This is a genomic window from Pseudomonas sp. BR20, from assembly GCF_050780135.1.
GTDB lineage: Bacteria > Pseudomonadota > Gammaproteobacteria > Pseudomonadales > Pseudomonadaceae > Aquipseudomonas.
Window position 1 is genome coordinate 4,970,238 of record NZ_CP172012.1, and the last position, 21,294, is coordinate 4,991,531.

A 21,294-nucleotide genomic window follows, 5' to 3' on the forward strand; every position below is an offset into this window, starting at 1 on the left:
GTGCCCCACCAGAATCAAATACGCCGAGCGGCGTAACGCTTGAGCATGCTCGGAACATCGAGAATCAGCGCGATCCGACCGTCACCGGTGATGGTCGCACCCGACATGCCCGGGGTTCCCTGCAGCATTTTGCCCAAAGGCTTGATGACCACTTCTTCCTGGCCAACCAGTTGATCGACGACAAAGCCGATACGCTGGGTGCCCACGGAGAGAATCACCACATGGCCTTCGCGCTGCTCTTCATGGGCAGCCGAAGCAACCAACCAGCGCTTGAGGTAGAACAGCGGCAACGCCTTGTCCCGTACGATCACCACTTCCTGGCCGTCGACCACGTTGGTGCGCGACAGATCGAGGTGGAAGATCTCGTTGACGTTGACCAGCGGGAAGGCGAATGCCTGGTTGCCCAGCATCACCATCAGGGTTGGCATGATCGCCAAGGTCAACGGCACCTTGATGACGATCTTGGAGCCCTGGCCCTTGGTCGAGTAGATGTTGATCGAGCCGTTGAGCTGGCTGATCTTGGTCTTCACCACGTCCATGCCCACGCCACGGCCCGACACGTCGGAAATCTCGGTTTTGGTCGAGAAGCCAGGGGCGAAGATCAGGTTGTAGCACTCGGTGTCGGTCAGGCGGTCGGCGGCGTCCTTGTCCATCACGCCACGCTTGACGGCAATATTGCGCAGAATCGTCGGGTCCATGCCCTTGCCGTCATCGGTGATCGACAGCAGGATGTGGTCGCCTTCCTGCTCTGCCGCCAGGATCACCTTGCCACCACGGGACTTGCCCGAGGCTTCGCGTTCTTCCGGGGTTTCGACACCGTGGTCGACAGCGTTGCGCACCAAGTGGACCAGCGGGTCGGCCAGGGCCTCGACAAGGTTTTTGTCGAGGTCGGTTTCTTCACCCACCAGTTCCAGGTTGATCTCTTTCTTCAGTTGGCGCGCGAGGTCGCGAACCAGGCGCGGGAAGCGGCCGAAGACTTTCTTGATCGGTTGCATCCGCGTTTTCATCACCGCGGTTTGCAGGTCGGCGGTGACCACGTCGAGGTTCGACACGGCCTTCTGCATGGCTTCATCGCCACTGCTCAGGCCCAGGCGCACCAGGCGGTTACGCACCAGTACCAGCTCGCCGACCATGTTCATGATGTCGTCCAGGCGCGCGGTATCGACCCGGACGGTGGTTTCGGCTTCACTGGCCGGTTTTTCCGCGACCGGGGCCGCTGCGGCACGCGCTGGAGCCGGGGCAGCAGCCGGCGCAGGCGCAGGCTTGGCGGCGGGCGCGGCGGCTTTGGCGGCAACCGGTGCCGCCGTGGCCGCAGCGGCGGCTGGGGCGACTTCGGTGAACTTACCCTTGCCGTGCAGATCGTCCAGCAGTGCTTCGAATTCGTGATCGGAGATCAACCCATCGTCCGCAGGCTTGGCACCGGCAGCCGGTGTTGCGGCCTTAGCGGCGACTGCCGGCAAGGCATCGGCCGCGAAGTTGCCCTTGCCATGCAACTGGTCGAGCAACGCTTCGAATTCATCGTCAGTGATGTCGGTGCTGGCAGAAGCGGCAGGCACATCCGCAGCATCGGCGGCGGCACCGGCAGGCGCCACGGCATCGGCAGCGAACTGGCCCTTGCCGTGCAATTGGTCGAGCAAAGACTCGAACTCAGCGTCGGTAATGTCTTCGCTGCTCGGCGCGGCAGCCGGGGCAACGGCAGCCGGCGCTTCGGCCTCGGCCTTGACGGCACTGAGGGAGTTGAGCAGTTGCTCGAACTCGCTGTCCGTCACATCCGCTTCAGGCTCCACCACCGGTTCCGGTGCGGCTTCGACCACCGGCGCTGCCGAGGTATCGGCCGGCTCGGCATAGCGCGCCAGGGCGGCCAGCAGTTCCGGGGTGGCTGCGGTGATCGGGGCACGTTCGCGCACTTCGCTGAACATCCCGTTGACCGCATCCAGTGCTTCGAGAATCACGTCCATCAACTCCGAATCAACGTGACGCTCACCCTTGCGCAGGATGTCGAACACGTTCTCGGCGATGTGGCAGCACTCCACCAGCTCATGGAGCTGGAGGAAGCCGGCGCCCCCTTTTACAGTATGAAAACCGCGAAAAATTGCATTGAGCAGGTTCGCATCATCCGGGCGGCTTTCCAGCTCGACCAGTTGTTCGGACAGTTGCTCTAAAATTTCGCCGGCCTCTACAAGGAAATCCTGAAGGATCTCTTCATCGGCGCCGAAGCTCATGTGGGTGCTCCTTAGAAGCCTAAACTGGATAACAGGTCATCTACGTCATCCTGACCTGACACAACGTCTTCACGTTTATCGGCATGAATCTGCGGACCTTCACCCTTGGCGAGATGTTTTTGTGGATCTTTTTCAGAGAGGATCGCTTCGCGGTCATGTTCGATGCCGGCAAAACGGTCGACCTGGCCGGCCATGAGTACCAATTTGAGCAGGTTGCTTTCCACTTCGGTGACCAACTGGGTCACACGCTTGATCACCTGACCGGTCAGGTCCTGGTAATCCTGGGCCAGCAGAATGTCATTGAGGTTGCTGGAAACCGTGCGGTTTTCCTGCTCACTGCGTGACAAAAAACCCTCAACCCGACGGGCCAGCTCACGAAACTCTTCTGCACCGACTTCACGGCGCATGAAGCGGCCCCAGTCAACGCTGAGCGCCTGGGCTTCCGTGGCCATGCCGTTGACCAGGGGCGTGGCGTTTTCCACCAGGTCCATGGTGCGGTTGGCCGCCGCCTCAGTCAGCCTGACCACATAGGACAGGCGTTCGGTGGCGTCGGTGATCTGCGAAATCTCTTCGGCCTGGGGCATGTGCGGGTCAATCTGGAAATTGACGATTGCACTGTGCAGCTCGCGTGTGAGCTTGCCCACTTCCTGGTACAGGCCGCGGTCACGGGTCTGGTTAAGCTCATGGATTAACTGCACCGCGTCGCCGAAATGGCCTTTTTCAAGGCTGTCGACCAACTGGTGAGCATGCTTTTTCAGGGTCGACTCAAAGTCGCCCTGTGACGTTTCTTTATGCTCCATAGCTCCCCCGCGATGGCATCAGCCGTGGATGCGTTCGAAGATCTTTTCGATCTTCTCTTTCAAGGCCTGTGCAGTGAATGGTTTAACCACGTAACCGTTGACCCCGGCTTGGGCGGCTTCGATGATCTGTTCACGCTTGGCTTCGGCGGTCACCATCAACACGGGAAGGCTGCGCAATTTTTCGTCGGCACGCACGTGGCGCAACAAGTCGATACCGGTCATGCCCGGCATGTTCCAGTCCGTTACCAGAAAGTCGATGCTCCCGCTGTTGAGGATCGGAATCGCCGTAAGGCCATCATCCGCCTCGACCGTGTTTGTGAACCCCAGGTCACGCAACAGGTTTTTTATGATCCGCCGCATCGTTGAGAAGTCATCAACGATGAGGATTTTCATGTTCTTGTCCAATTCGACCTCCAAGCAGTCTTAAACGCGCCCAGCACCTGGACGCGCCATTTCAATCAACAGGCATACACAACAAGGACTGCCAGGGGCACCACGGGTCGAACCCGCGAAGGCCAATCACCTTCGCGGTATCGCTTTGCAGTGCTCCCCACACTGCCTGTCAGCGCGCTCGCCACTCTCCCAAACGCCCCCGCAAGCGGGCCGCGCACTGGCTGTGCAACTGGCTGACACGCGATTCGCTGACCCCCAGGACCTCACCGATTTCCTTGAGGTTCAGCTCTTCGTCGTAGTACAGCGCCAACACCAACCGCTCACGCTCCGGCAAGTTGGCAATGGCGTCCGCCAACGCCCCCTGGAAACGCTCATCTTCCAGGTCACGCGACGGCTCCATATGCGTGCTCGCGCCGTCCTCATGCAGCCCTTCGTGTTCGCCGTCCTGCAACAGGTCGTCGAAACTGAACAGGCGGCTGCCCAAGGTATCGTTCAAAATCCCGTAATAATCGTCGAGACTCAATTGGAGTTCGGCCGCAACTTCGTGATCTTTAGCGTCGCGACCGGTTTTTGCTTCAATTGCACGAATTGCGTCACTGACCATGCGTGTATTGCGGTGCACCGAACGCGGCGCCCAGTCACCTTTGCGCACTTCGTCGAGCATCGCACCACGGATGCGGATCCCCGCATACGTCTCGAAACTCGCGCCCTTGCTCGCGTCGTACTTGGTCGACACTTCGAGCAGGCCGATCATGCCCGCCTGGATCAGGTCTTCGACCTGGACACTGGCGGGCAGGCGTGCCAGCAGGTGATAGGCAATCCGCTTGACCAGTGGCGCATAGCGCTCGATCAACTCGCCCTGGCTGTCACGGGCAGACTTCTTGTATGCGTTATAGCCGTTCGCTGTCATAGCACCGGTCCTGCGCTCGTCTGATGCACCAATCGCTCGACGAAAAACTCCAGATGCCCCCGAGGGTTGGCAGGCAACGGCCAGGTATCGACCTTCTGGGCAATAGCCTTGAACGCCAATGCGCATTTGGAACGAGGGAACGCTTCGTAGACTGCACGCTGCTTTTGCACAGCCTTGCGCACACACTCGTCGTAGGGAACTGCACCGACGTATTGTAAGGCGACATCGAGAAAGCGATCCGTGACCTTGGTCAACTTGGCGAACAGGTTGCGACCTTCCTGCGGGCTCTGGGCCATGTTGGCCAGGACGCGGAAGCGGTTCATGCCGTAGTCACGGTTAAGTAGTTTGATCAGGGCGTAGGCGTCGGTGATCGAGGTGGGTTCATCGCAGACCACCAGCAAGACTTCCTGCGCCGCGCGCACGAAGCTGACCACGGACTCGCCGATCCCGGCGGCGGTGTCGATCACCAGCACGTCGAGGTTGTCGCCGATGTCACTGAAGGCCTGGATCAGGCCGGCATGCTGCGCCGGGCTCAGGTGCACCATGCTCTGGGTGCCGGAGGCGGCCGGCACGATACGGATCCCGCCAGGGCCCTGGAGCAGCACATCGCGCAGCTCACAGCGCCCCTCGATCACATCGGCAAGGGTGTGTTTAGGCGTCAGTCCCAGCAGAACGTCGACGTTCGCCAGCCCCAGGTCAGCATCCAGCAGCATGACGCGACGGCCAAGCTCTGCCAGGGCCAGGGACAAATTCACTGACACGTTAGTTTTTCCGACGCCACCTTTGCCGCCGGTCACCGCGATCACCTGTACGGGATGCATGCTGCCCATTTTATTTCTTTACCTTGTCTTGCTTAGACGCAGGCTACATGGCTTGGCCGCGTGAATCGCTTGCAGACCATCGATGTAGGTACATTTCACGGTGTTCATCGCGCCTCAACCCACCCGTTTTGCCGGGTTGTGGTAAAGGTCGGCGAACATATCGGCCATCGCTTCCTCGCTAGGCTCTTCTTGCATTTGCACGCTGACGGCGCGGCTGACCAACTGATGACGGCGCGGCAGATGCAAGTCATCCGGGATGCGCGGCCCGTCGGTCAGATAGGCAACCGGTAGTTCATGGCTGATAGCCAGGCTCAACACTTCGCCCAGGCTGGCGGTTTCATCCAGTTTAGTCAGGATGCAACCGGCCAGACCGCAACGCTTGTAGCTATGGTACGCAGCGGTAAGAACCTGTTTCTGGCTGGTGGTTGCAAGCACCAGGTAATTTTTCGATTTGATGCCACGCCCGGCCAGGCTTTCCAGTTGCATGCGCAACGCCGGATCACTGGCTTGCAGGCCGGCGGTATCGATCAGCACCACACGCTTGCGCAGCAGCGGATCGAGCGCGTTGGCCAGAGACTGGCCCGGGTCGACGTGGGTGACCGGCACATTGAGGATGCGGCCCAGGGTCTTGAGCTGTTCCTGGGCGCCGATGCGGTAGCTGTCCATGCTCACCAGCGCGATGTTATTCGCGCCGTACTTGAGCACATAACGCGCCGCCAGCTTGGCCAGGGTGGTGGTCTTGCCCATGCCGGCAGGGCCGACCATGGCAATCACGCCGCCCTCTTCCAGGGGTTCGATTTCCGGGGTGCTGATCATCCGCGCCAGGTGGGCCAGCAACATGCGCCAGGCCTGGCGAGGCTCTTCGATTTCGGTGGTCAGGGCCAGCAGGTCGCGGGACAACGGGCCGGACAGGCCGATGCGTTGCAGGCGGCGCCACAGGTTGGCCTGTTGCGGTTTGCTGCCTTGCAATTGGGTCCAGGCCAGCGAACCCAGTTGCACTTCCAGCAGTTCGCGCAGGCCGTTGAGTTCAAAACGCATCGAGTCGAAGACACGCTGGTCAACTGCGGCGGCCGGGGCTGGCGCAGCAGGACGCGGCGGTTCGATGAACGTTGGCTCAACCAGCGGCTCGGCGGCGGTCAGCGGCAGGCCGGCAAACAACTGGCGATTGGTGGTGGCATCGCTGTCGCCACGCATGCTCAGTTCAGCCTGGGCCGAGACGATGCGCGAAGCGGTCTTGCGCAGCTCGTCTTCAAGTTCCATGTTCGGCACACGCGGCGCCAATGCCGAGGGGGTGTAGTCCAGGGCAGCCGTCAGCTCGACACCGCCGGCAATACGACGGTTACCGATAATCGCGGCATCGGCGCCCAGCTCATCGCGGACCAGTTTCATGGCCTGACGCATATCGGCGGCGAAAAAACGCTTAACTTGCATAACCCACTACCCTCAGCCGTTGGGCCCTACTGTCGCGACGATAGTCACTTGCTTGTTGTCAGGAATTTCCTGATAAGCCAAGACGTGCAAATTCGGTACTGCCAGACGTCCAAACCGCGACAACATCGCCCGGACCGGACCCGCCACCAGCAGAATCACCGGCTGGCCCTGCATTTCCTGGCGCTGTGCGGCGTCGATCAACGAACGCTGCAGTTTCTCAGCCATGCTTGGTTCCAGCAGAACGCCCTCTTCCTGGCCTTGTCCTGCCTTCTGAATACTATTGAGCAATATCTGTTCCAACCTTGGTTCCAAGGTGATCACAGGCAGCTCGGAGTCAAGCCCTACAATGCTTTGCACGATTGCGCGGGACAATCCGACACGCACCGCCGCCACCAACGCGGCGGTATCTTGACTCTTGGCGGCATTGTTGGCGATAGCCTCGGCAATGCTGCGGATGTCGCGTACCGGCACCTGTTCGGCCAGCAGCGCCTGCAGCACCTTGAGCAGTTGCGACAACGACAGCACGCCCGGCACCAGTTCTTCCGCCAGTTTTGGCGAGGCCTTGCCGAGCAAGCCCATCAATTGCTGGACTTCTTCGTGGCCGATCAGCTCGTGGGAGTGCTTGTAGAGAATCTGGTTGAGGTGAGTGGCGACCACGGTACTGGCGTCCACCACGGTGTAGCCCAGGGACTGCGCCTGGCTGCGCTGGCTGATTTCGATCCACACCGCCTCCAGGCCAAAAGCCGGATCTTTGGCGGTAATGCCGTTGAGGCTGCCGAACACCTGGCCGGGGTTGATCGCCAGCTCGCGGTCCGGGTAGATCTCGGCTTCGGCCAGGATCACGCCCATCAGGGTCAGGCGGTAGGCACTCGGGGCCAGGTCGAGGTTGTCGCGGATATGTACGGTGGGCATCAGGAAGCCCAGGTCCTGGGACAGCTTCTTGCGCACGCCCTTGATCCGCGCGAGCAACTGGCCACCCTGGTTGCGGTCCACCAGCGGAATCAGGCGGTAGCCGACTTCCAGGCCGATCATGTCGATCGGGGTCACGTCGTCCCAGCCCAACTCCTTGGTTTCCTGGGCGCGGGCTGGCGATGGCAGCAGTTCCTGCTGGCGCGCAACTTCTTGCAGGGCCTGGACCTTGACCGCATTCTGCTTTTTCCAGAACAGGTAGGCACCACCGCCCGCCATGGCCGCCATGCTCAGGAACGACACATGGGGCATGCCCGGCACGATCCCCATGATCGCCATAATGCCCGCCGCCACGGCCAGGGCCTTGGGCGAAGCAAACATCTGCCGGCTGATCTGCTTGCCCATGTCTTCGGAACCCGAAGCACGGGTCACCATGATGGCGGCAGCTGTAGATAACAACAGTGATGGCAATTGCGCCACTAAACCGTCACCGATGGTCAGCAAGGCGTATACCTTGCCCGCATCGCCGAAAGTCATGCCGTGCTGGAAGATCCCGACCGCCATGCCGCCGATCAGGTTGATGAACAGGATCAGCAGGCCCGCGATGGCATCACCGCGCACGAATTTGCTGGCACCGTCCATGGAACCGTAGAACTCGGCTTCCTGGGCTACTTCCAGGCGGCGCGTCTTGGCCTGGTTCTGGTCGATCAGGCCGGCGTTGAGGTCGGCATCAATGGCCATCTGCTTGCCGGGCATGGCGTCGAGGGTAAAGCGTGCGCTCACCTCGGAAATCCGCCCGGCGCCCTTGGTCACCACCACGAAGTTGATGATCATAAGGATCGCGAACACCACGATACCGACCACGTAGTTACCGCCGATCACCACCTCACCGAAGGCCTGGATCACCTTACCGGCGGCGGCGTGGCCATCCTGACCGTGCAGCATCACCACGCGGGTGGACGCCACGTTCAGCGCCAGGCGCAACAGGGTTGCCACCAGCAGGATCGTGGGGAATACCGCGAAATCCAGCGGCCGCAGGGCGTAGACGCACACCAGCAACACGACGACGGACAGGGCGATGTTGAAGGTGAAGAACACGTCCAGCAGGAACGGCGGCATCGGCAACATCATCATTGCCAGCATGACCAGCAACAACAACGGCACACCCAGATTGCCTCGGGAGAGGTCAGTCAGGGTGCCACGGGCCGTGCTGAACATTTGAGAGCGATCCACCACCGGTATTCCTCGTTTCCTTGAAGCAAACTTTTGACGCCGGGAGGCGTCCTGGAGGCGGTATTGCAAGAAGCCTTCCAACTTTGCTTTTGAGGAGGTGGATCGCTACAGGCGCCCGAGTTCTATCGGATGTAAACAATCCAACTGTGGGAGGAGGCTTGCCCCCTCCCACAGTTGGATCGGTGTACATTCATTGCCGACAGCGAAACTAACGCCCACGGCTAGTTCACAGCCTTAACTTCAGTTGCCTGCAGTCCCTTGGGACCATTGGCAAGCACGTATTCGACCTTTTGGTTTTCATCCAGGCTTTTGAAACCGCTGGAAACGATCCCCGAGTAATGCACAAATACATCCTCAGAGCCGTCGTCCGGCTTGATGAAACCAAACCCCTTATCTACGTTGAACCACTTTACGATGCCGGTTGCCATTAACCTTCTCCACCCTGCTTGTTTTTAAGACGTGAGCCTTATCAAACGCGCTGGAAATAAGATTGACTACTGTCAAAGTTGACAGGTAGACGGCCGTTAGTGACGAGTGGTAAGAGATCAGGAATCCCGACGCAATTCCGGCGGAATCGGCAGGTCCTTGAGCGGATCCGGGCGCTTGCCTTTGCCCGCGCGGTATTGGCGGATCTGATAGACATACGCCAACACCTGGGCCACGGCCAGGTACAACCCTGCGGGGATCTCCTGGTCGAGGTCGGTGGAGTAGAAGATCGATCGCGCCAGTTCCGGTGATTCCAACAGCAGGATGTCGTGGGCCACGGCAATTTCGCGGATTTTCAACGCGGTAAAGTCGCTGCCCTTGGCCAGCAGCATCGGTGCGCCGCCCTTCTCCGGGTCGTACTTGAGGGCCACGGCGTAGTGGGTCGGGTTGGTGATGACCACATCGGCGTCGGGCACCGAAGCCATCATCTTGCGCTGGGACATTTCCCGCTGCAGTTGGCGGATGCGTTGCTTGACCTCGGGGCGACCTTCCTGGTCCTTGTGCTCATCGCGCACTTCCTGTTTGGTCATCAGCAGTTTCTTGTGGCTTTCCCACAACTGAATCGGCGCGTCCACCGCCGCGATGATGATCAGCCCGGCTGCCATCCACAGCGCACTCCAGCCCACCACCTGCACGCTGTGGATAATTGCCGACTCCAGGGGTTCATGGGCGATGCGCAGCAGGTCGTCGATGTCGGCCGACAACACCATCAGTGCCACGAACAGAATCAGGATGAACTTGGCCAGGGCCTTGAGCAGCTCCACCAGTGCCTTGGCGGAAAACATGCGCTTGAGACCGGCCGCAGGGTTCATGCGGCTGAACTTGGGCGCCATGCTGCCGGCGGCGAACAACCAGCCACCGAGGGCGACCGGGCCGATCAGCGCGGCCAGCAGCAAGGTGATCAAGATGGGCTGCACCGCCAATATCGCGATCTTGCCCGAGTGCAGCAGGTATTGGCCCATCGAGCCGGGGTTGAGCAGCACATCGCGCGGCAAGGTGAAGTTGTGCTTCATCAGCTCCATCAGGTCCAGCGCCAAGCCGCCGCCGTAGATCAGCAAGGCACCGGACCCGGCCATCATGGTCGCAACGGTGTTGAGCTCCTTGGAACGGGCAATCTCGCCCTTTTCCCTGGAGTCCTTTTTGCGTTTCTCCGTGGGGTCTTCTGTCTTGTCCTGACCACTCTCGCTCTCGGCCATGGCTCAGCGCGCCCGTGCCAGATCACGTAAGAACTGCAAGGCGTCCGTCGCCAGCGGTTGATACTGATTGAGAATGTCGGCCAGGCCGACCCAGAAAATCCCCATGCCCAGCACCAGGGTCAGGGGAAAACCAATGGAGAAGATGTTCAGCTGTGGCGCCGCGCGGGTCATGACGCCAAACGCGATGTTGACCACCAGCAAGGCCGTGATCGCCGGCAGCACCAGCAACAGCGAGGCACCGAGCACCCAACTGAGGCGTCCCACCAACTCCCAGAAGTGATTGACCACCAGTCCCGACCCCACCGGCAAGGTGGTGAAGCTTTCGGTCAGCACCTCGAACACCACCAAGTGGCCGTTCATGGCCAGGAACAACAAGGTCACCAGCATGGTCAGGAATTGCCCGATCACTGCCGCCGACACGCCATTGGTGGGGTCGACCATGGACGCGAAGCCCATGCCCATCTGGATCGAGATGATTTGCCCGGCGATCACGAACGCCTGGAAAAACAGTTGCAGCGAAAAGCCCAGCAGCGAGCCGATCAGGATCTGCTCGGCAATCAGCATCAGGGCACTGAGGTCGAGCGCGTTGACCGGGGGCATCGGCGGCAGGCCGGGCACGAGCACCACGGTAATCGCCACCGCGAAATACAGGCGGATGCGGCGCGGCACCAGGGTGGTACCGAACACCGGCATGCTCATCAGCACCGCCGTCACTCGGAACAACGGCAGGATGAACGAGGCCACCCAAGTGCTGATCTGGGTGTCGGTCAATGCCAGCAGCGATTGCATGCGGTCAGCCGATCAACTGCGGAATACTGCCGTACAGCTGCAGGATGTATTCCATGAAGGTTTGCACCAGCCACGGGCCAGCGACAATCAGCGTGATCAGCATCACCAGCAGGCGCGGCAGGAAGCTCAAGGTCTGTTCGTTGATCTGGGTCGCGGCCTGGAACATCGCCACCAGCAAGCCCACCAACAGGCTCGGCACCACCAGCACGGCAACCATCACGGTGGTCAGCCACAGCGCTTCACGGAACAGGTCAACGGCGACTTCTGGGGTCATGCTGCTTCACCTAACAAATCACACCCCTCCGAAACTGCCGGCCAAAGTGCCGATAATCAGCGCCCAACCGTCCACCAGCACAAACAGCATGATCTTGAACGGCAACGAAATAATCAGCGGCGACAGCATCATCATACCCATGGCCATCAGCACGCTCGCCACCACCAGGTCGATGATCAGGAACGGGATAAAGATCATGAAGCCGATCTGGAACGCCGTCTTCAGTTCAGAGGTGACGAACGCCGGCACCAGGATGGTCAGCGGCGCCTGGTCCGGAGTCGCGATGTCGGTGCGCTTGGACAGGCGCATGAACAGCTCAAGGTCGCTGGAGCGAGTCTGCGAGAGCATGAAGTCCTTGATCGGGCCTTGCGCCCTGTCGATCGCGACCTGGGCCGTGATGGTCTCGGCCAGGTACGGTTGCAGGGCTTGCTGGTTCACCTTGTCGAACACCGGCGCCATGATGAACATCGTCAAGAACAACGCCATGCCGGTGAGGATCTGGTTCGACGGCGTCTGCTGCAGGCCCAGGGCCTGACGCAGGATCGAGAACACGATGATGATCCGCGTGAAGCTGGTCATCAGCATGACAAACGCCGGGATAAAGCTCAGCGCTGTCATGATCAGCAGGATCTGCAGGCTGACCGAATACTCCTGGGCCCCCGCCGCGTTGGTACCCAGCGTAATCGCCGGGATCGACAACGGGTCGGCGGCAAACGCCAACGGCGCAGCCAGCAACAGCATGAGCGTCAATAAAACGCGCATTACTTCTTATCCTTCTGATCCTTGCCCAGCAACTCCATCAGGCGCTGGGCGAATTCTGGCGTGGCGGGCTGGGATTGGGTGGTTTGCACCGGGGTCTTGAGCACGTGCAGCGGCGTGATTCGGCCGGGGGTAATGCCCAGCAGGATCTGCTCCTCGCCCACTTGCACCAGCACCAACCGGTCACGCGGGCCGAGGGCGCGCGAGCCGATCATTTCAATGACCTGGGCATTGCCCGGACCGATGCTCTGCACGCGACGCATCAACCAGGCCAACACGAAGATCAAGCCGACCACCAGCAACAGGCCCAGCACCAACTGCGTCAGTTGCCCGCCGACACTGCCGCCGACGGGCGCAGCGGCAGCTTGGGCCACCGGCTCCGCCGCCCACGCCGCCAATGGCAGCGCGGCTAACAGTCCCACCATCAGCCGTTTCATATCAGCGCAACTTCTTGATGCGTTCGCTTGGGCTGATCACGTCGGTCAGGCGGATGCCGAACTTTTCGTTGACCACCACCACTTCACCATGGGCGATCAGGGTGCCGTTGACCAGCACATCCAGCGGCTCACCGGCCAGGCGATCCAGCTCGATCACCGACCCCTGGTTGAGTTGCAGCAGGTTGCGGATGTTGATGTCGGTGCTGCCCACTTCCATGGAGATCGACACCGGGATGTCGAGGATCACGTCCAGGTTCGGCCCATCGAGGGTCACTGGGTCGTTGTTCTTCGGCACGCTGCCGAATTCTTCCATGGGCAGGCGATTACCCGCTGGTGCTGTGGCGGCATCCGCGGCCAGCAGTGCGTCGATATCGTCCTGGCCAACATCGCCGGTTTCTTCCAGGGCCGCAGCCCATTCGTCAGCCAGGGCCTGGTCTTCGGCGGAAGTGTTTTCGTGTTCGGTAGCCATTACATGTCCTCGGCGGAGCAAACATTCATAAATAGGGATACATCAACAGCGGTGGCTCAGCGACGGGTGATCGACTCCACCACCTGCAGCGCAAGGTTGCCCTTATGGGAACCGAGCTTGACCTTGAACGACGGCACGCCGTTGGCGCGCATGATCATTTCGTCCGGCAATTCGACGGGGATGATGTCCCCCGGCTGCATATGCAAAATATCCCGCAGACGCAATTGGCGACGGGCGACGGTGGCGCTCAGGGGCACGTCGACGTCCAGCAGGTCTTCGCGCAGGGCCTTGACCCAGCGTTCGTCCTGGTCGTCCAGGTCGGACTGGAAGCCGGCGTCGAGCATTTCGCGCACCGGCTCGATCATCGAGTACGGCATGGTCACGTGCAGGTCGCCGCCACCGCCATCGAGTTCGATGTGGAACGTGGACACCACAATGGCTTCGCTGGGGCCGACGATGTTGGCCATGGCCGGGTTCACTTCCGAGTTGATGTACTCGAAATTGACTTCCATGATGGCCTGCCAGGCTTCCTTCAAGTCAATGAAGGCCTGTTCCAGCACCATGCGCACCACGCGCAACTCGGTGGGGGTGAATTCACGGCCTTCGATCTTGGCGTGGCGGCCGTCACCGCCGAAGAAGTTGTCCACCAGCTTGAACACCAGCTTGGCGTCGAGGATGAACAGCGCGGTACCGCGCAGCGGCTTGATCTTGACCAGGTTGAGGCTGGTGGGCACGTACAGCGAGTGCACGTACTCGCCGAACTTCATCACCTGCACGCCGCCCACCGCCACGTCCGCCGAGCGGCGCAGCATGTTGAACATGCTGATCCGGGTGTAACGGGCGAAGCGCTCATTGATCATCTCCAGGGTCGGCATGCGTCCACGGACGATGCGATCCTGGCTGGTCAGGTCATAACTTTTGACGCTGCCGGGCTCGGCAGCTATTTCAGTCTGTACCAGACCGTCGTCGACGCCATGCAACAGCGCGTCGATTTCATCCTGGGACAGCAGGTCCTGCACGGCCATGTGGTGATCCTACTGCAATACGAAATTAGTGAAGAGCGCCTGCTCGATCACGACTTTGCCGAGCTCCTTCTGGGCCACTTCCTGCACGCTGGCAGTGACCTTCTGGCGCAGCATTTCCTGGCCCACCGGGGTGGCCAGGGCGTCGAAACTCTGCCCGGAGAACAGCATCACCAGGTTGTTGCGGATCACTGGCATGTGCTCCTTAAGCGCTTCCAGGTCCGCGGCATTCCGCGCCAGCAAGGTGATGCTCACTTGCAGGTAGCGTTGGCGACCGTTCTGGTTGAAGTTGGCGACAAAGGCCGGAAGCATCGGCTCGAAGATTGCCGGTTGCTTGACGTTACTGGCAGTTTCGGCGGCAGGTGCCGGTTTGCTTGCACTGCTGTGCATGATGTACCAGGTGCCGCCCACCGAGGCGCCGATGGCCAGGAGCAGGCCCACGACAATCATCAGGATAAGCTTGAGCTTGCCTTTGCCTGCGGGTGCGGGTGCTTTTGCTGCGTCGTCGCTCTTCGCCATGCCAATAATCCGTCACTATTCGGGGATTCATAGATCTACGGGAAGGCAAGAGCAAGTGTTATGCCAGAGTTGTCTGGTAAGCGGAGACGAAGGAACACCACAAAACAATGTGGGAGGAGGCAAGCCCCCTCCCACATTTTGGATCTGTACTCGACTCAAGTCAGGCGTAGTAGTCGACGGCGCTGGAGCCGATCACCGTCGAAGTCACAGGCGCCACTGCTTCGGCCACATCAATGTGGTTGCCGCTGTCGCCGCTGTCGCCACCCCGCCCGCCACGACTAACGCCAGCAGTCTGGGCCTGCTGTTGCTGCTGCTCCTGGCCACGGGACTGGTCGGAGACATTCACGTCCACCTGCCCCATGCCCTGCTGGGCGAACATCTCCCGCAAGCGGCCGGACTGGCTTTCCAGCGCCTCGCGCACCACCGGGTGGGCGCTCATGAAGTTGACCTGGGCCTGCTGGTCGGCGGTCATGTTGACCTTGATATCCAGGCGCCCGAGTTCGGCCGGTTGCAACTGGATCTCCGCCGACTTGAGGCTGGCGCTGGAGAGGTACATCACGCGGTTGACGATCTCGTCGGTCCAGCCGCTCTGGTGCATGGCCAGCGGTGCATTCGTCACCGGCGGCAAGGCATTCGCGGTTTTCGGCGTGGCCGCCTGGGTCAACGCGGCCAGGCGGTTGGCGAAGTCATCGACGCGGGTGTCGCTGCTGGCCTCCTTCAAGTCCTTGAGGCCACCTTCGATCAAGCCGCTGAAGGCCTTGTCGCCGCCCTGGTCCGTACTGTCCTTGGTGGCTTGCTGGTCGACCATGGTGGCCAGGCCGGCAGCAAAGTTCTGGGCGGCGGTTGGCTGGTCCTGGGTGGTCGGCGGGACGGTTTTGGCCGGCGCCTGGCTGCTGGCCGACACATGTCCGCCCTGCTCCATTGCCAGGCGTACGGCCGGCATGGCGTCCAGGGGATCAGCCTCAGGATCGAAGGCCGGCGTGGCTTCCTCGGTCGCTGCGATTGGCGCTGCAACCACGGGTGCGGCCTTATCATCCTTGGCAGCGGCAACGGGTGCCGGGGTTTCCACCGGCACTGGCACCACCACCGGGGTGACCGTGGCAATCAATGCCGGGTCGACCACCGGGTCCACCGGAGGCTGCTGCGCCAGGGCCGGATCCACAGGTGCATCGTCATCCTGGCTGGCAGTGTCGGCGGACGATGCCGCAGGCTTGGCAGGCAAGGTATTGCCGCTATCGGCAACCACTGGCGTGCTGGCGGCAGGTTTGTCGTTGCCCGCCGCAGGCTTGTCCCGCGTGGGCTTGGCCGAGTTGTCATCAGCCTTGACCGTGGGTTTGGAACCTTGGCTGGCGAACACTTGAGCGAAGCCAGGGCCCTTGTCCCGTGGGTCCGCAGCCACTGCCGGTGGATTGACGGCAGGCGCTTGAGGCTTGGCCGCAGGGGCAGCCTGAAGAAGCGAATTCGGGGCGACTGGCATAGGTAAAGGTCTCCACTGCATGGGGATCGGGGATGCAGTATCAGGAGATAGAGCAAGAGTCGGGCCAGGTTTTCAAACTAATGGAATCAAATCTGGAACCGCTGCCGCTCCGACTCATACATCGGCTTCACCAATGCAAACTCATGATCAATCTGGTCCACCAGCGCCCCCAGGTCTGCCGCGGCCTCAACGGACTCCGCCTCCAACCGCTGGCACAAATGCGCCAACCGCACTGCGCCGAGGTTGCCACTGCTGCCTTTGAAGCTATGGGCGATACGCCCCAGAGCCTTGGCGTCGTCCCGCGCCTTGCGCAACGCTTCGACGCGTTTTTGGGAGTCATCGAGGAAGGTATCGAGTAACTTGGGATACTCGCCTTCCATGACCTCCTGCAAACCCGACAACACGTTCGGGTCCATATGAATCTCAGCCACTTGCTCGCTCCTTGATCAAGAATCGGCGGATTATGCCAGAGCCCCCCAGCAAAACTCTACGCAGACACTGCGCCCGCCGTCGGACCAGCGCACCTCGCTGCTCAGTTGACGCACCAGGCTCAAGCCTCGGCCAGACAGACAGTCGATGTCCAGCGGCCGGGCCAGCACCTGCTCCACGTCGAACCCTTGCCCACTGTCTTCAAGGCACAGGGTCATCTTGCCGCCCGCCTCGGTGGGTACCACCTGCACATGCACCCGCACATAACCACTGTTCAACTGCGCCAGGCGGTCATTGCGCTGGCGATAATACTCGGTAAAGCCCTGGGCATCGCGCTTGAGCCGCGAGTCCAGGCCCAGCACACCATGCTCCAGCGCATTGGAATACAACTCGGCCATTACGCTGTAGAGCGCCCCGCTCTGCTCGCGCAGCCCCTGGATCTCCAGCAGCAGTTGCAGCAGGTAGGGCAAGGGGTTGTAACGCTTGAGGGTTTCGGCACGAAATTCGAAACTCACCGACCAATCCAGCGGGCACGACTGGCCGCTGTCGGCATACAACGGCCCGGTGGCCCGCAGCGGCTGCCCGGGACTCAGTGTGATCTCCACCATGCTCACGTCATCCCGCGTCACACCGCGAAAGGCCACCAGGGCCTGCTCGATGTCGTCGAACAGCCGGTCGGGCTCACGGTTGGCGGCAAAGACCTGCTGCAAGCGCTCAACGCCAAACAGCTGGTCATTGGCGTCGGCGGTATCCAGCACACCATCGGACAACAGGAACACCCGGTCACCCAGGGCCATCGGCCAGACTTCGGTGCGATCATCAAAGGCTTGCACCGACAGCACCCCCAACGGCAAATGCCGCGACTGCAGCGGCGTGCGCTTGCCGCTGGCGACTTCATGCACATAGCCTTCGGGCATGCCGCCGTTCCACACCTCCACCACCCGCCGCTGCGTGCTCAGGCACAACAAGGTGGCGCAGCAGAACATGTCCACCGGCAGGATGCGCTTGAGCTTGGCATTCATCTCCTGCAGGACCTGCGCCAGGCCGTAGCCCTTGGCGGTCATGCCGTAGAACACTTCCGCCAGGGGCATGGCGCCCACCGCCGCCGGCAGGCCATGGCCGGTGAAATCGCCGAGCAGCACGTGCATGTCACCCGACGGCGTGTACGCCGCCAGCAGCAGGTCACCATTGAACAGCGCATAGGGCGATTGCAGGTAGCGGATATTCGGCGCCGCGTTGATGCAGCCCGAGTGGGCGACTTTATCGAACACCGCCTTGGCCGCCCGCTGCTCACGCAGCAGGTAGTCATGGTGCCTGGCGATCTGGTCGCGCTGCTGCAGCATCGTGGCTTGCAGCCGACGCAGGCGGTCCATGGCGTTGATCTTGGCCGCCAGGATCAGTGGGTTGTAGGGTTTGGGCAGGAAATCATCGCCGCCGGCATCCAGGCACTCGGCCAGGGCGGCACTTTCGCGCAGAGACGTGAGGAAGATGATCGGCACCAGCTCTTCCCCCGCCAACTGCTTGATCCACCGCGCGGCGGCCAAGCCATCCATCACGGGCATGATCGCGTCCATCAACACCAGTTGCGGACGCTCGCGCGCGAACAGTTCAACGGCCTCCTCGCCATTGGTCGCTGTGAGCACCTGATGCCCCTGGCGCCGCACAATGGTCGACAGCAACAGCAGGTCGGCGGCGCTGTCTTCGGCAATCAGGATAGTCAGCGGCTCAACAGCGGGGGCCTGGGCGCTCAATTGATGTCGAACAATTTGTCGAAGTTGGAGATGGCGAGGATTTTGCGCACATCGGAGTTGGTGTTGATCACCTGGACCTCCGCCTCATCGCCGCCGGCATGGTCCCTCAACAGCAGGAGCATGCCCAGGGCCGAACTGTCCATATAAGTGGTTTCTTTCAGGTCGACCACATACAACTCAGGCACCTTGTAGAAACGCTCGTAAGCGTCACGAAATGTCTGGTGACTGCTGAAATCGAACCGCCCCTTGATTACGATCGTCAACTTCCTCCCGTCCAGGGATACTTCTGACTCGATTGACATGCGACTGCTTCCTTGTCATAGACATAGACACAAGGTGTAGCAGGCGAATGGGATACCAGCAACACAGCAGATCAAATGGGGAGGCGGGCAACCGTCAGTATTGTGATTGGCGCGGGAGGCGCTGGGACAGTTCGTCGAGCAATTTCTGCTCGCGCTTGTCTTCCAGCGCTCGCGCTTCGTCGATGTAGCGCTGCACCAATTTACGCAGGCCTTCGACGCGAGCGAAGGCTTGCTGCCAGCTCTCGCGGGCCTTGTCGAGGTTGTTCTGGTGCCAGGCCAGGCTTTGGCGCTGCTGGCCGACGGCAGTTTCCAGCTGATTGAGAAAGCCCTGGTAACCCATCAACCACTGGCCCGACACCCCCTGGGTGCCGCGCTCGATCCATTGCTGCTGGTACTCGCCGCGAAAGCGCTCCAGGTCGCCCAGCTTGCTTTCCGCCAAGCGCACCTGGCCCTGGAAGTAACCCAGGCGCTGGACGGCGGTTTTTTCGGCCTTTTCGGCCATGTCCACCACCGGGGCCAGGCGCGCTGCGCGGCTGTTGGCCATGGCTTAACCGCCTGGCGCAGGGGCAAAGATGGACTGCAAATGCGCTTCGCTTTCACCCATGCTGATCTTGTCGTTGAGGCCCTGGCGCAAATAGGTCACCAACTGCGGTTGCAGCGCGATCGCCAGGTCCGTGTCGCGGTCACCGCCGGCCACGTAGGCGCCAACGCTGATCAAATCGCGGCTCTGTTGATAACGCGACCACAGCTGCTTGAACTGCTGCGCGCGGGCCATATGCTCCGGCGTGACCACCGCCGGCATGACCCGGCTGATGGACGCTTCAATGTCGATGGCCGGGTAGTGCCCCTCCTCCGCCAGACGCCGTGACAGCACGATGTGGCCGTCGAGCACACCCCGCGCCGAGTCGGCGATGGGATCCTGCTGGTCATCGCCCTCGGACAACACGGTGTAGAAGGCGGTGATCGAGCCACCGCCAGCCTCGGCATTCCCGGCGCGCTCCACCAGCTTGGGCAGCTTGGCGAACACTGACGGCGGGTAGCCCTTGGTGGCTGGCGGCTCGCCGATGGCCAGGGCGATTTCCCGCTGGGCCTGGGCGAACCGGGTGAGCGAGTCCATCAGCAACAGGACGTTCTTGCCCTTGTCGCGAAAATATTCGGCGATGCGCGTGCAGTACATGGCCGCGCGCAAACGCATCAGCGGTGCGTCATCCGCTGGCGACGCAACGACGACCGAACGCTTGAGGCCTTCTTCGCCGAGGCTGTGCTCGATGAACTCCTTCACCTCGCGGCCCCGCTCGCCGATCAGGCCCACCACGATAATGTCGGCCTCGGTAAAGCGCGTCATCATGCCCAGCAGCACCGACTTACCCACCCCCGTACCCGCGAACAGGCCCAGACGCTGGCCACGGCCGACCGTCAATAAACCGTTGATGCTGCGAATGCCCACGTCCAGCGGCACGCTGATGGGGTTGCGGTTGAGCGGGTTGATCGTGGGGCCGTCCATCGGCACCCAGTCTTCGGCTTTCATGCCGCCCTTGCCGTCCAGCGCGCGACCGGCGCCGTCCAGCACCCGGCCGAGCATGCTCATGCCCATGGGCAGGCGACCGGTGTCGGCCAACGGGACCACGCGGGCGCCGGGGGCGATACCGGCCAGGCTGCCGACGGGCATGAGGAAAATCTTGTTGCCGGAAAAGCCCATCACTTCGGCTTCGACCTGTACCGGGTGGTAGCTGTCGTCGTTGATCACCATGCAGCGGCTGCCCATGGCGGCGCGCAGGCCTTCGGCTTCGAGGGTCAGGCCGACCATGCGCAACAAACGCCCTTCGAGGATCGGCTGGCCGGGCAATTCGGTGGCCTCGGCATAGCCGCCCAGGCGCTTGGCGAAGCTGGTGCGATCAAGGCGCATCGGGGGCGTCCAGGTCTACGCTCAGGTCCGGCTCGGCCGGGTTCAGCGCCTGCTCGTGTTGTTGATCAAGCAGCTTGGCCATGATCTGGCTGATGCGGGTTTCCACCGTGGCATCGATGCGACTGTGCTCGGTCTCGACCCGGCAACCGCCGGGCTGCAGCGCCGCATCTTCGACGATGCGCCAGGTTTCTTCGTGGCGCTCGCGCATCGCTTTGACCTGTTCGAAATCCTGCGGGTTGATGTACAGCCGCACATTGCCGACGCCCAAGGGCAGCAGCTTAAGGGCTTCGCGCATCACGCTTTCGATCTGGCTGGAATCCAGCACCAGCTCGCGCTGGATCACCTGGCGGGTGATGTGCTGTACCAGGCCGACCATGGATTTTTCGATCTGCGAATCCTGCTCGGCGATAGGGGCGAACAGGTTGCCCATCAGCCGCTCGAGGCTCGACAGCTTGACGCTCAGCGCCGCCTCGGCTTCCTGGCGCACCTTGAGGGTGGTGCTGCGAAAACCATCTTTCTCGCCCGCGGCGAAGCCTTCGTTGTAGGCCTCCTGACGGATGCTTTCCAACTCTTCCAGGGTCAGTGGCTGGACTTCCTCCAGCGGCACTTCTTCCATTTCCACTGGAGGTTCTTCCACCGGTTCCGGCTCAGGCTCGGGCACATGCGGATCGAAGCTGGGCAACGACCAGATGTCGAACCCACCGACGTCCCGTGCGCGAATCAGATCGCTGGGCGCCTCATCTTTGTTCGACATGGGTA

Annotated in this window: 23 protein-coding genes; all 23 read right to left on the reverse strand. The window is 61.5% G+C overall.

Features of this window, described 5'->3' with window-relative positions; translation table 11 throughout:
• Positions 1-14: 14 nt before the first annotated feature.
• On the reverse strand, positions 15-2,222 hold the full coding sequence (locus ACHPFG_RS22805; protein ID WP_431700497.1) for a chemotaxis protein CheA: 2,208 nt from the start codon (positions 2,220-2,222) through the stop codon (positions 15-17).
• An 11-nt stretch (positions 2,223-2,233) separates the two neighbouring features.
• Positions 2,234-3,022 (reverse strand): protein phosphatase CheZ, encoded by a 789-nt coding sequence (locus ACHPFG_RS22810; protein WP_090399987.1) that lies wholly within the window; start codon positions 3,020-3,022, stop codon positions 2,234-2,236.
• Between the two features lie 18 nt (positions 3,023-3,040).
• Positions 3,041-3,415, reverse strand: a complete 375-nt coding sequence (locus ACHPFG_RS22815; RefSeq protein WP_160385018.1) for a chemotaxis response regulator CheY — start codon at positions 3,413-3,415, stop codon at positions 3,041-3,043.
• 169 nt (positions 3,416-3,584) lie between these two features.
• Positions 3,585-4,325: an RNA polymerase sigma factor FliA gene (gene fliA / locus ACHPFG_RS22820; RefSeq protein WP_065924972.1), complete on the reverse strand. Its 741-nt coding sequence runs from the start codon at positions 4,323-4,325 to the stop codon at positions 3,585-3,587.
• Positions 4,322-5,155 carry a flagellar synthesis regulator FleN gene (gene fleN / locus ACHPFG_RS22825; protein WP_003192912.1) on the reverse strand — a complete coding sequence of 278 codons (834 nt, stop codon included), beginning with the start codon at positions 5,153-5,155 and terminating at the stop codon, positions 4,322-4,324. The genes fliA and fleN overlap by 4 nt, the downstream gene beginning before the upstream one ends.
• 105 nt (positions 5,156-5,260) lie before the next feature.
• Positions 5,261-6,577 carry a flagellar biosynthesis protein FlhF gene (flhF, locus tag ACHPFG_RS22830; protein WP_131698561.1) on the reverse strand — a complete coding sequence of 439 codons (1,317 nt, stop codon included), beginning with the start codon at positions 6,575-6,577 and terminating at the stop codon, positions 5,261-5,263.
• A gap of 12 nt (positions 6,578-6,589) precedes the next feature.
• Positions 6,590-8,704 (reverse strand): flagellar biosynthesis protein FlhA, encoded by a 2,115-nt coding sequence (gene flhA / locus ACHPFG_RS22835; RefSeq protein WP_371856044.1) that lies wholly within the window; start codon positions 8,702-8,704, stop codon positions 6,590-6,592.
• Between the two features lie 236 nt (positions 8,705-8,940).
• Positions 8,941-9,147, reverse strand: a complete 207-nt coding sequence (locus tag ACHPFG_RS22840) for a cold-shock protein (protein WP_131698563.1) — start codon at positions 9,145-9,147, stop codon at positions 8,941-8,943.
• 117 nt (positions 9,148-9,264) lie between these two features.
• Positions 9,265-10,401 carry a flagellar biosynthesis protein FlhB gene (gene flhB / locus ACHPFG_RS22845; protein WP_141155693.1) on the reverse strand — a complete coding sequence of 379 codons (1,137 nt, stop codon included), beginning with the start codon at positions 10,399-10,401 and terminating at the stop codon, positions 9,265-9,267.
• A gap of 3 nt (positions 10,402-10,404) precedes the next feature.
• Entirely contained in the window at positions 10,405-11,190 is a 786-nt protein-coding gene (gene fliR / locus ACHPFG_RS22850) for a flagellar biosynthetic protein FliR (protein ID WP_027603864.1), read from the reverse strand.
• Positions 11,191-11,194: 4 nt separating this feature from the next.
• Entirely contained in the window at positions 11,195-11,464 is a 270-nt protein-coding gene (gene fliQ, locus ACHPFG_RS22855; protein ID WP_027603863.1) for a flagellar biosynthesis protein FliQ, read from the reverse strand.
• A gap of 18 nt (positions 11,465-11,482) precedes the next feature.
• Complete coding sequence (gene fliP, locus ACHPFG_RS22860; protein ID WP_053133261.1) at positions 11,483-12,226, reverse strand: flagellar type III secretion system pore protein FliP; 744 nt, start codon at positions 12,224-12,226, stop codon at positions 11,483-11,485.
• Positions 12,226-12,660 (reverse strand): flagellar biosynthetic protein FliO, encoded by a 435-nt coding sequence (fliO, locus tag ACHPFG_RS22865; RefSeq protein ID WP_131698565.1) that lies wholly within the window; start codon positions 12,658-12,660, stop codon positions 12,226-12,228. Before fliO ends, fliP begins: the two co-directional genes overlap by 1 nt.
• A 1-nt stretch (position 12,661) precedes the next feature.
• Positions 12,662-13,129 carry a flagellar motor switch protein FliN gene (gene fliN, locus ACHPFG_RS22870; protein WP_027603860.1) on the reverse strand — a complete coding sequence of 156 codons (468 nt, stop codon included), beginning with the start codon at positions 13,127-13,129 and terminating at the stop codon, positions 12,662-12,664.
• Positions 13,130-13,185: 56 nt separating this feature from the next.
• Complete coding sequence (fliM, locus tag ACHPFG_RS22875) at positions 13,186-14,154, reverse strand: flagellar motor switch protein FliM (protein WP_431700498.1); 969 nt, start codon at positions 14,152-14,154, stop codon at positions 13,186-13,188.
• A 9-nt stretch (positions 14,155-14,163) separates the two neighbouring features.
• Positions 14,164-14,670 carry a flagellar basal body-associated protein FliL gene (gene fliL, locus ACHPFG_RS22880; RefSeq protein ID WP_131698567.1) on the reverse strand — a complete coding sequence of 169 codons (507 nt, stop codon included), beginning with the start codon at positions 14,668-14,670 and terminating at the stop codon, positions 14,164-14,166.
• A 160-nt stretch (positions 14,671-14,830) separates the two neighbouring features.
• A complete protein-coding gene (locus tag ACHPFG_RS22885) occupies positions 14,831-16,147 on the reverse strand; it encodes a flagellar hook-length control protein FliK (RefSeq protein WP_431700499.1) in 1,317 nt (438 codons plus the stop codon).
• A gap of 86 nt (positions 16,148-16,233) precedes the next feature.
• A complete protein-coding gene (locus ACHPFG_RS22890) occupies positions 16,234-16,578 on the reverse strand; it encodes an Hpt domain-containing protein (protein WP_131698569.1) in 345 nt (114 codons plus the stop codon).
• 30 nt (positions 16,579-16,608) lie between these two features.
• Positions 16,609-18,327: an ATP-binding SpoIIE family protein phosphatase gene (locus tag ACHPFG_RS22895; protein ID WP_431700500.1), complete on the reverse strand. Its 1,719-nt coding sequence runs from the start codon at positions 18,325-18,327 to the stop codon at positions 16,609-16,611.
• The gene (locus tag ACHPFG_RS22900; protein WP_431700501.1) at positions 18,324-18,629 is read right to left on the reverse strand and encodes an STAS domain-containing protein; all 306 of its coding nucleotides are present in this window, start codon (positions 18,627-18,629) and stop codon (positions 18,324-18,326) included. Before ACHPFG_RS22900 ends, ACHPFG_RS22895 begins: the two co-directional genes overlap by 4 nt.
• Before the next feature lie 94 nt (positions 18,630-18,723).
• Positions 18,724-19,173, reverse strand: a complete 450-nt coding sequence (gene fliJ / locus ACHPFG_RS22905; RefSeq protein ID WP_027603853.1) for a flagellar export protein FliJ — start codon at positions 19,171-19,173, stop codon at positions 18,724-18,726.
• Positions 19,174-19,176: 3 nt separating this feature from the next.
• Positions 19,177-20,535 (reverse strand): flagellar protein export ATPase FliI, encoded by a 1,359-nt coding sequence (gene fliI, locus ACHPFG_RS22910; RefSeq protein ID WP_223015242.1) that lies wholly within the window; start codon positions 20,533-20,535, stop codon positions 19,177-19,179.
• The gene (gene fliH, locus ACHPFG_RS22915) at positions 20,525-21,289 is read right to left on the reverse strand and encodes a flagellar assembly protein FliH (protein ID WP_431700502.1); all 765 of its coding nucleotides are present in this window, start codon (positions 21,287-21,289) and stop codon (positions 20,525-20,527) included. Before fliH ends, fliI begins: the two co-directional genes overlap by 11 nt.
• Positions 21,290-21,294 lie beyond the last annotated feature (5 nt).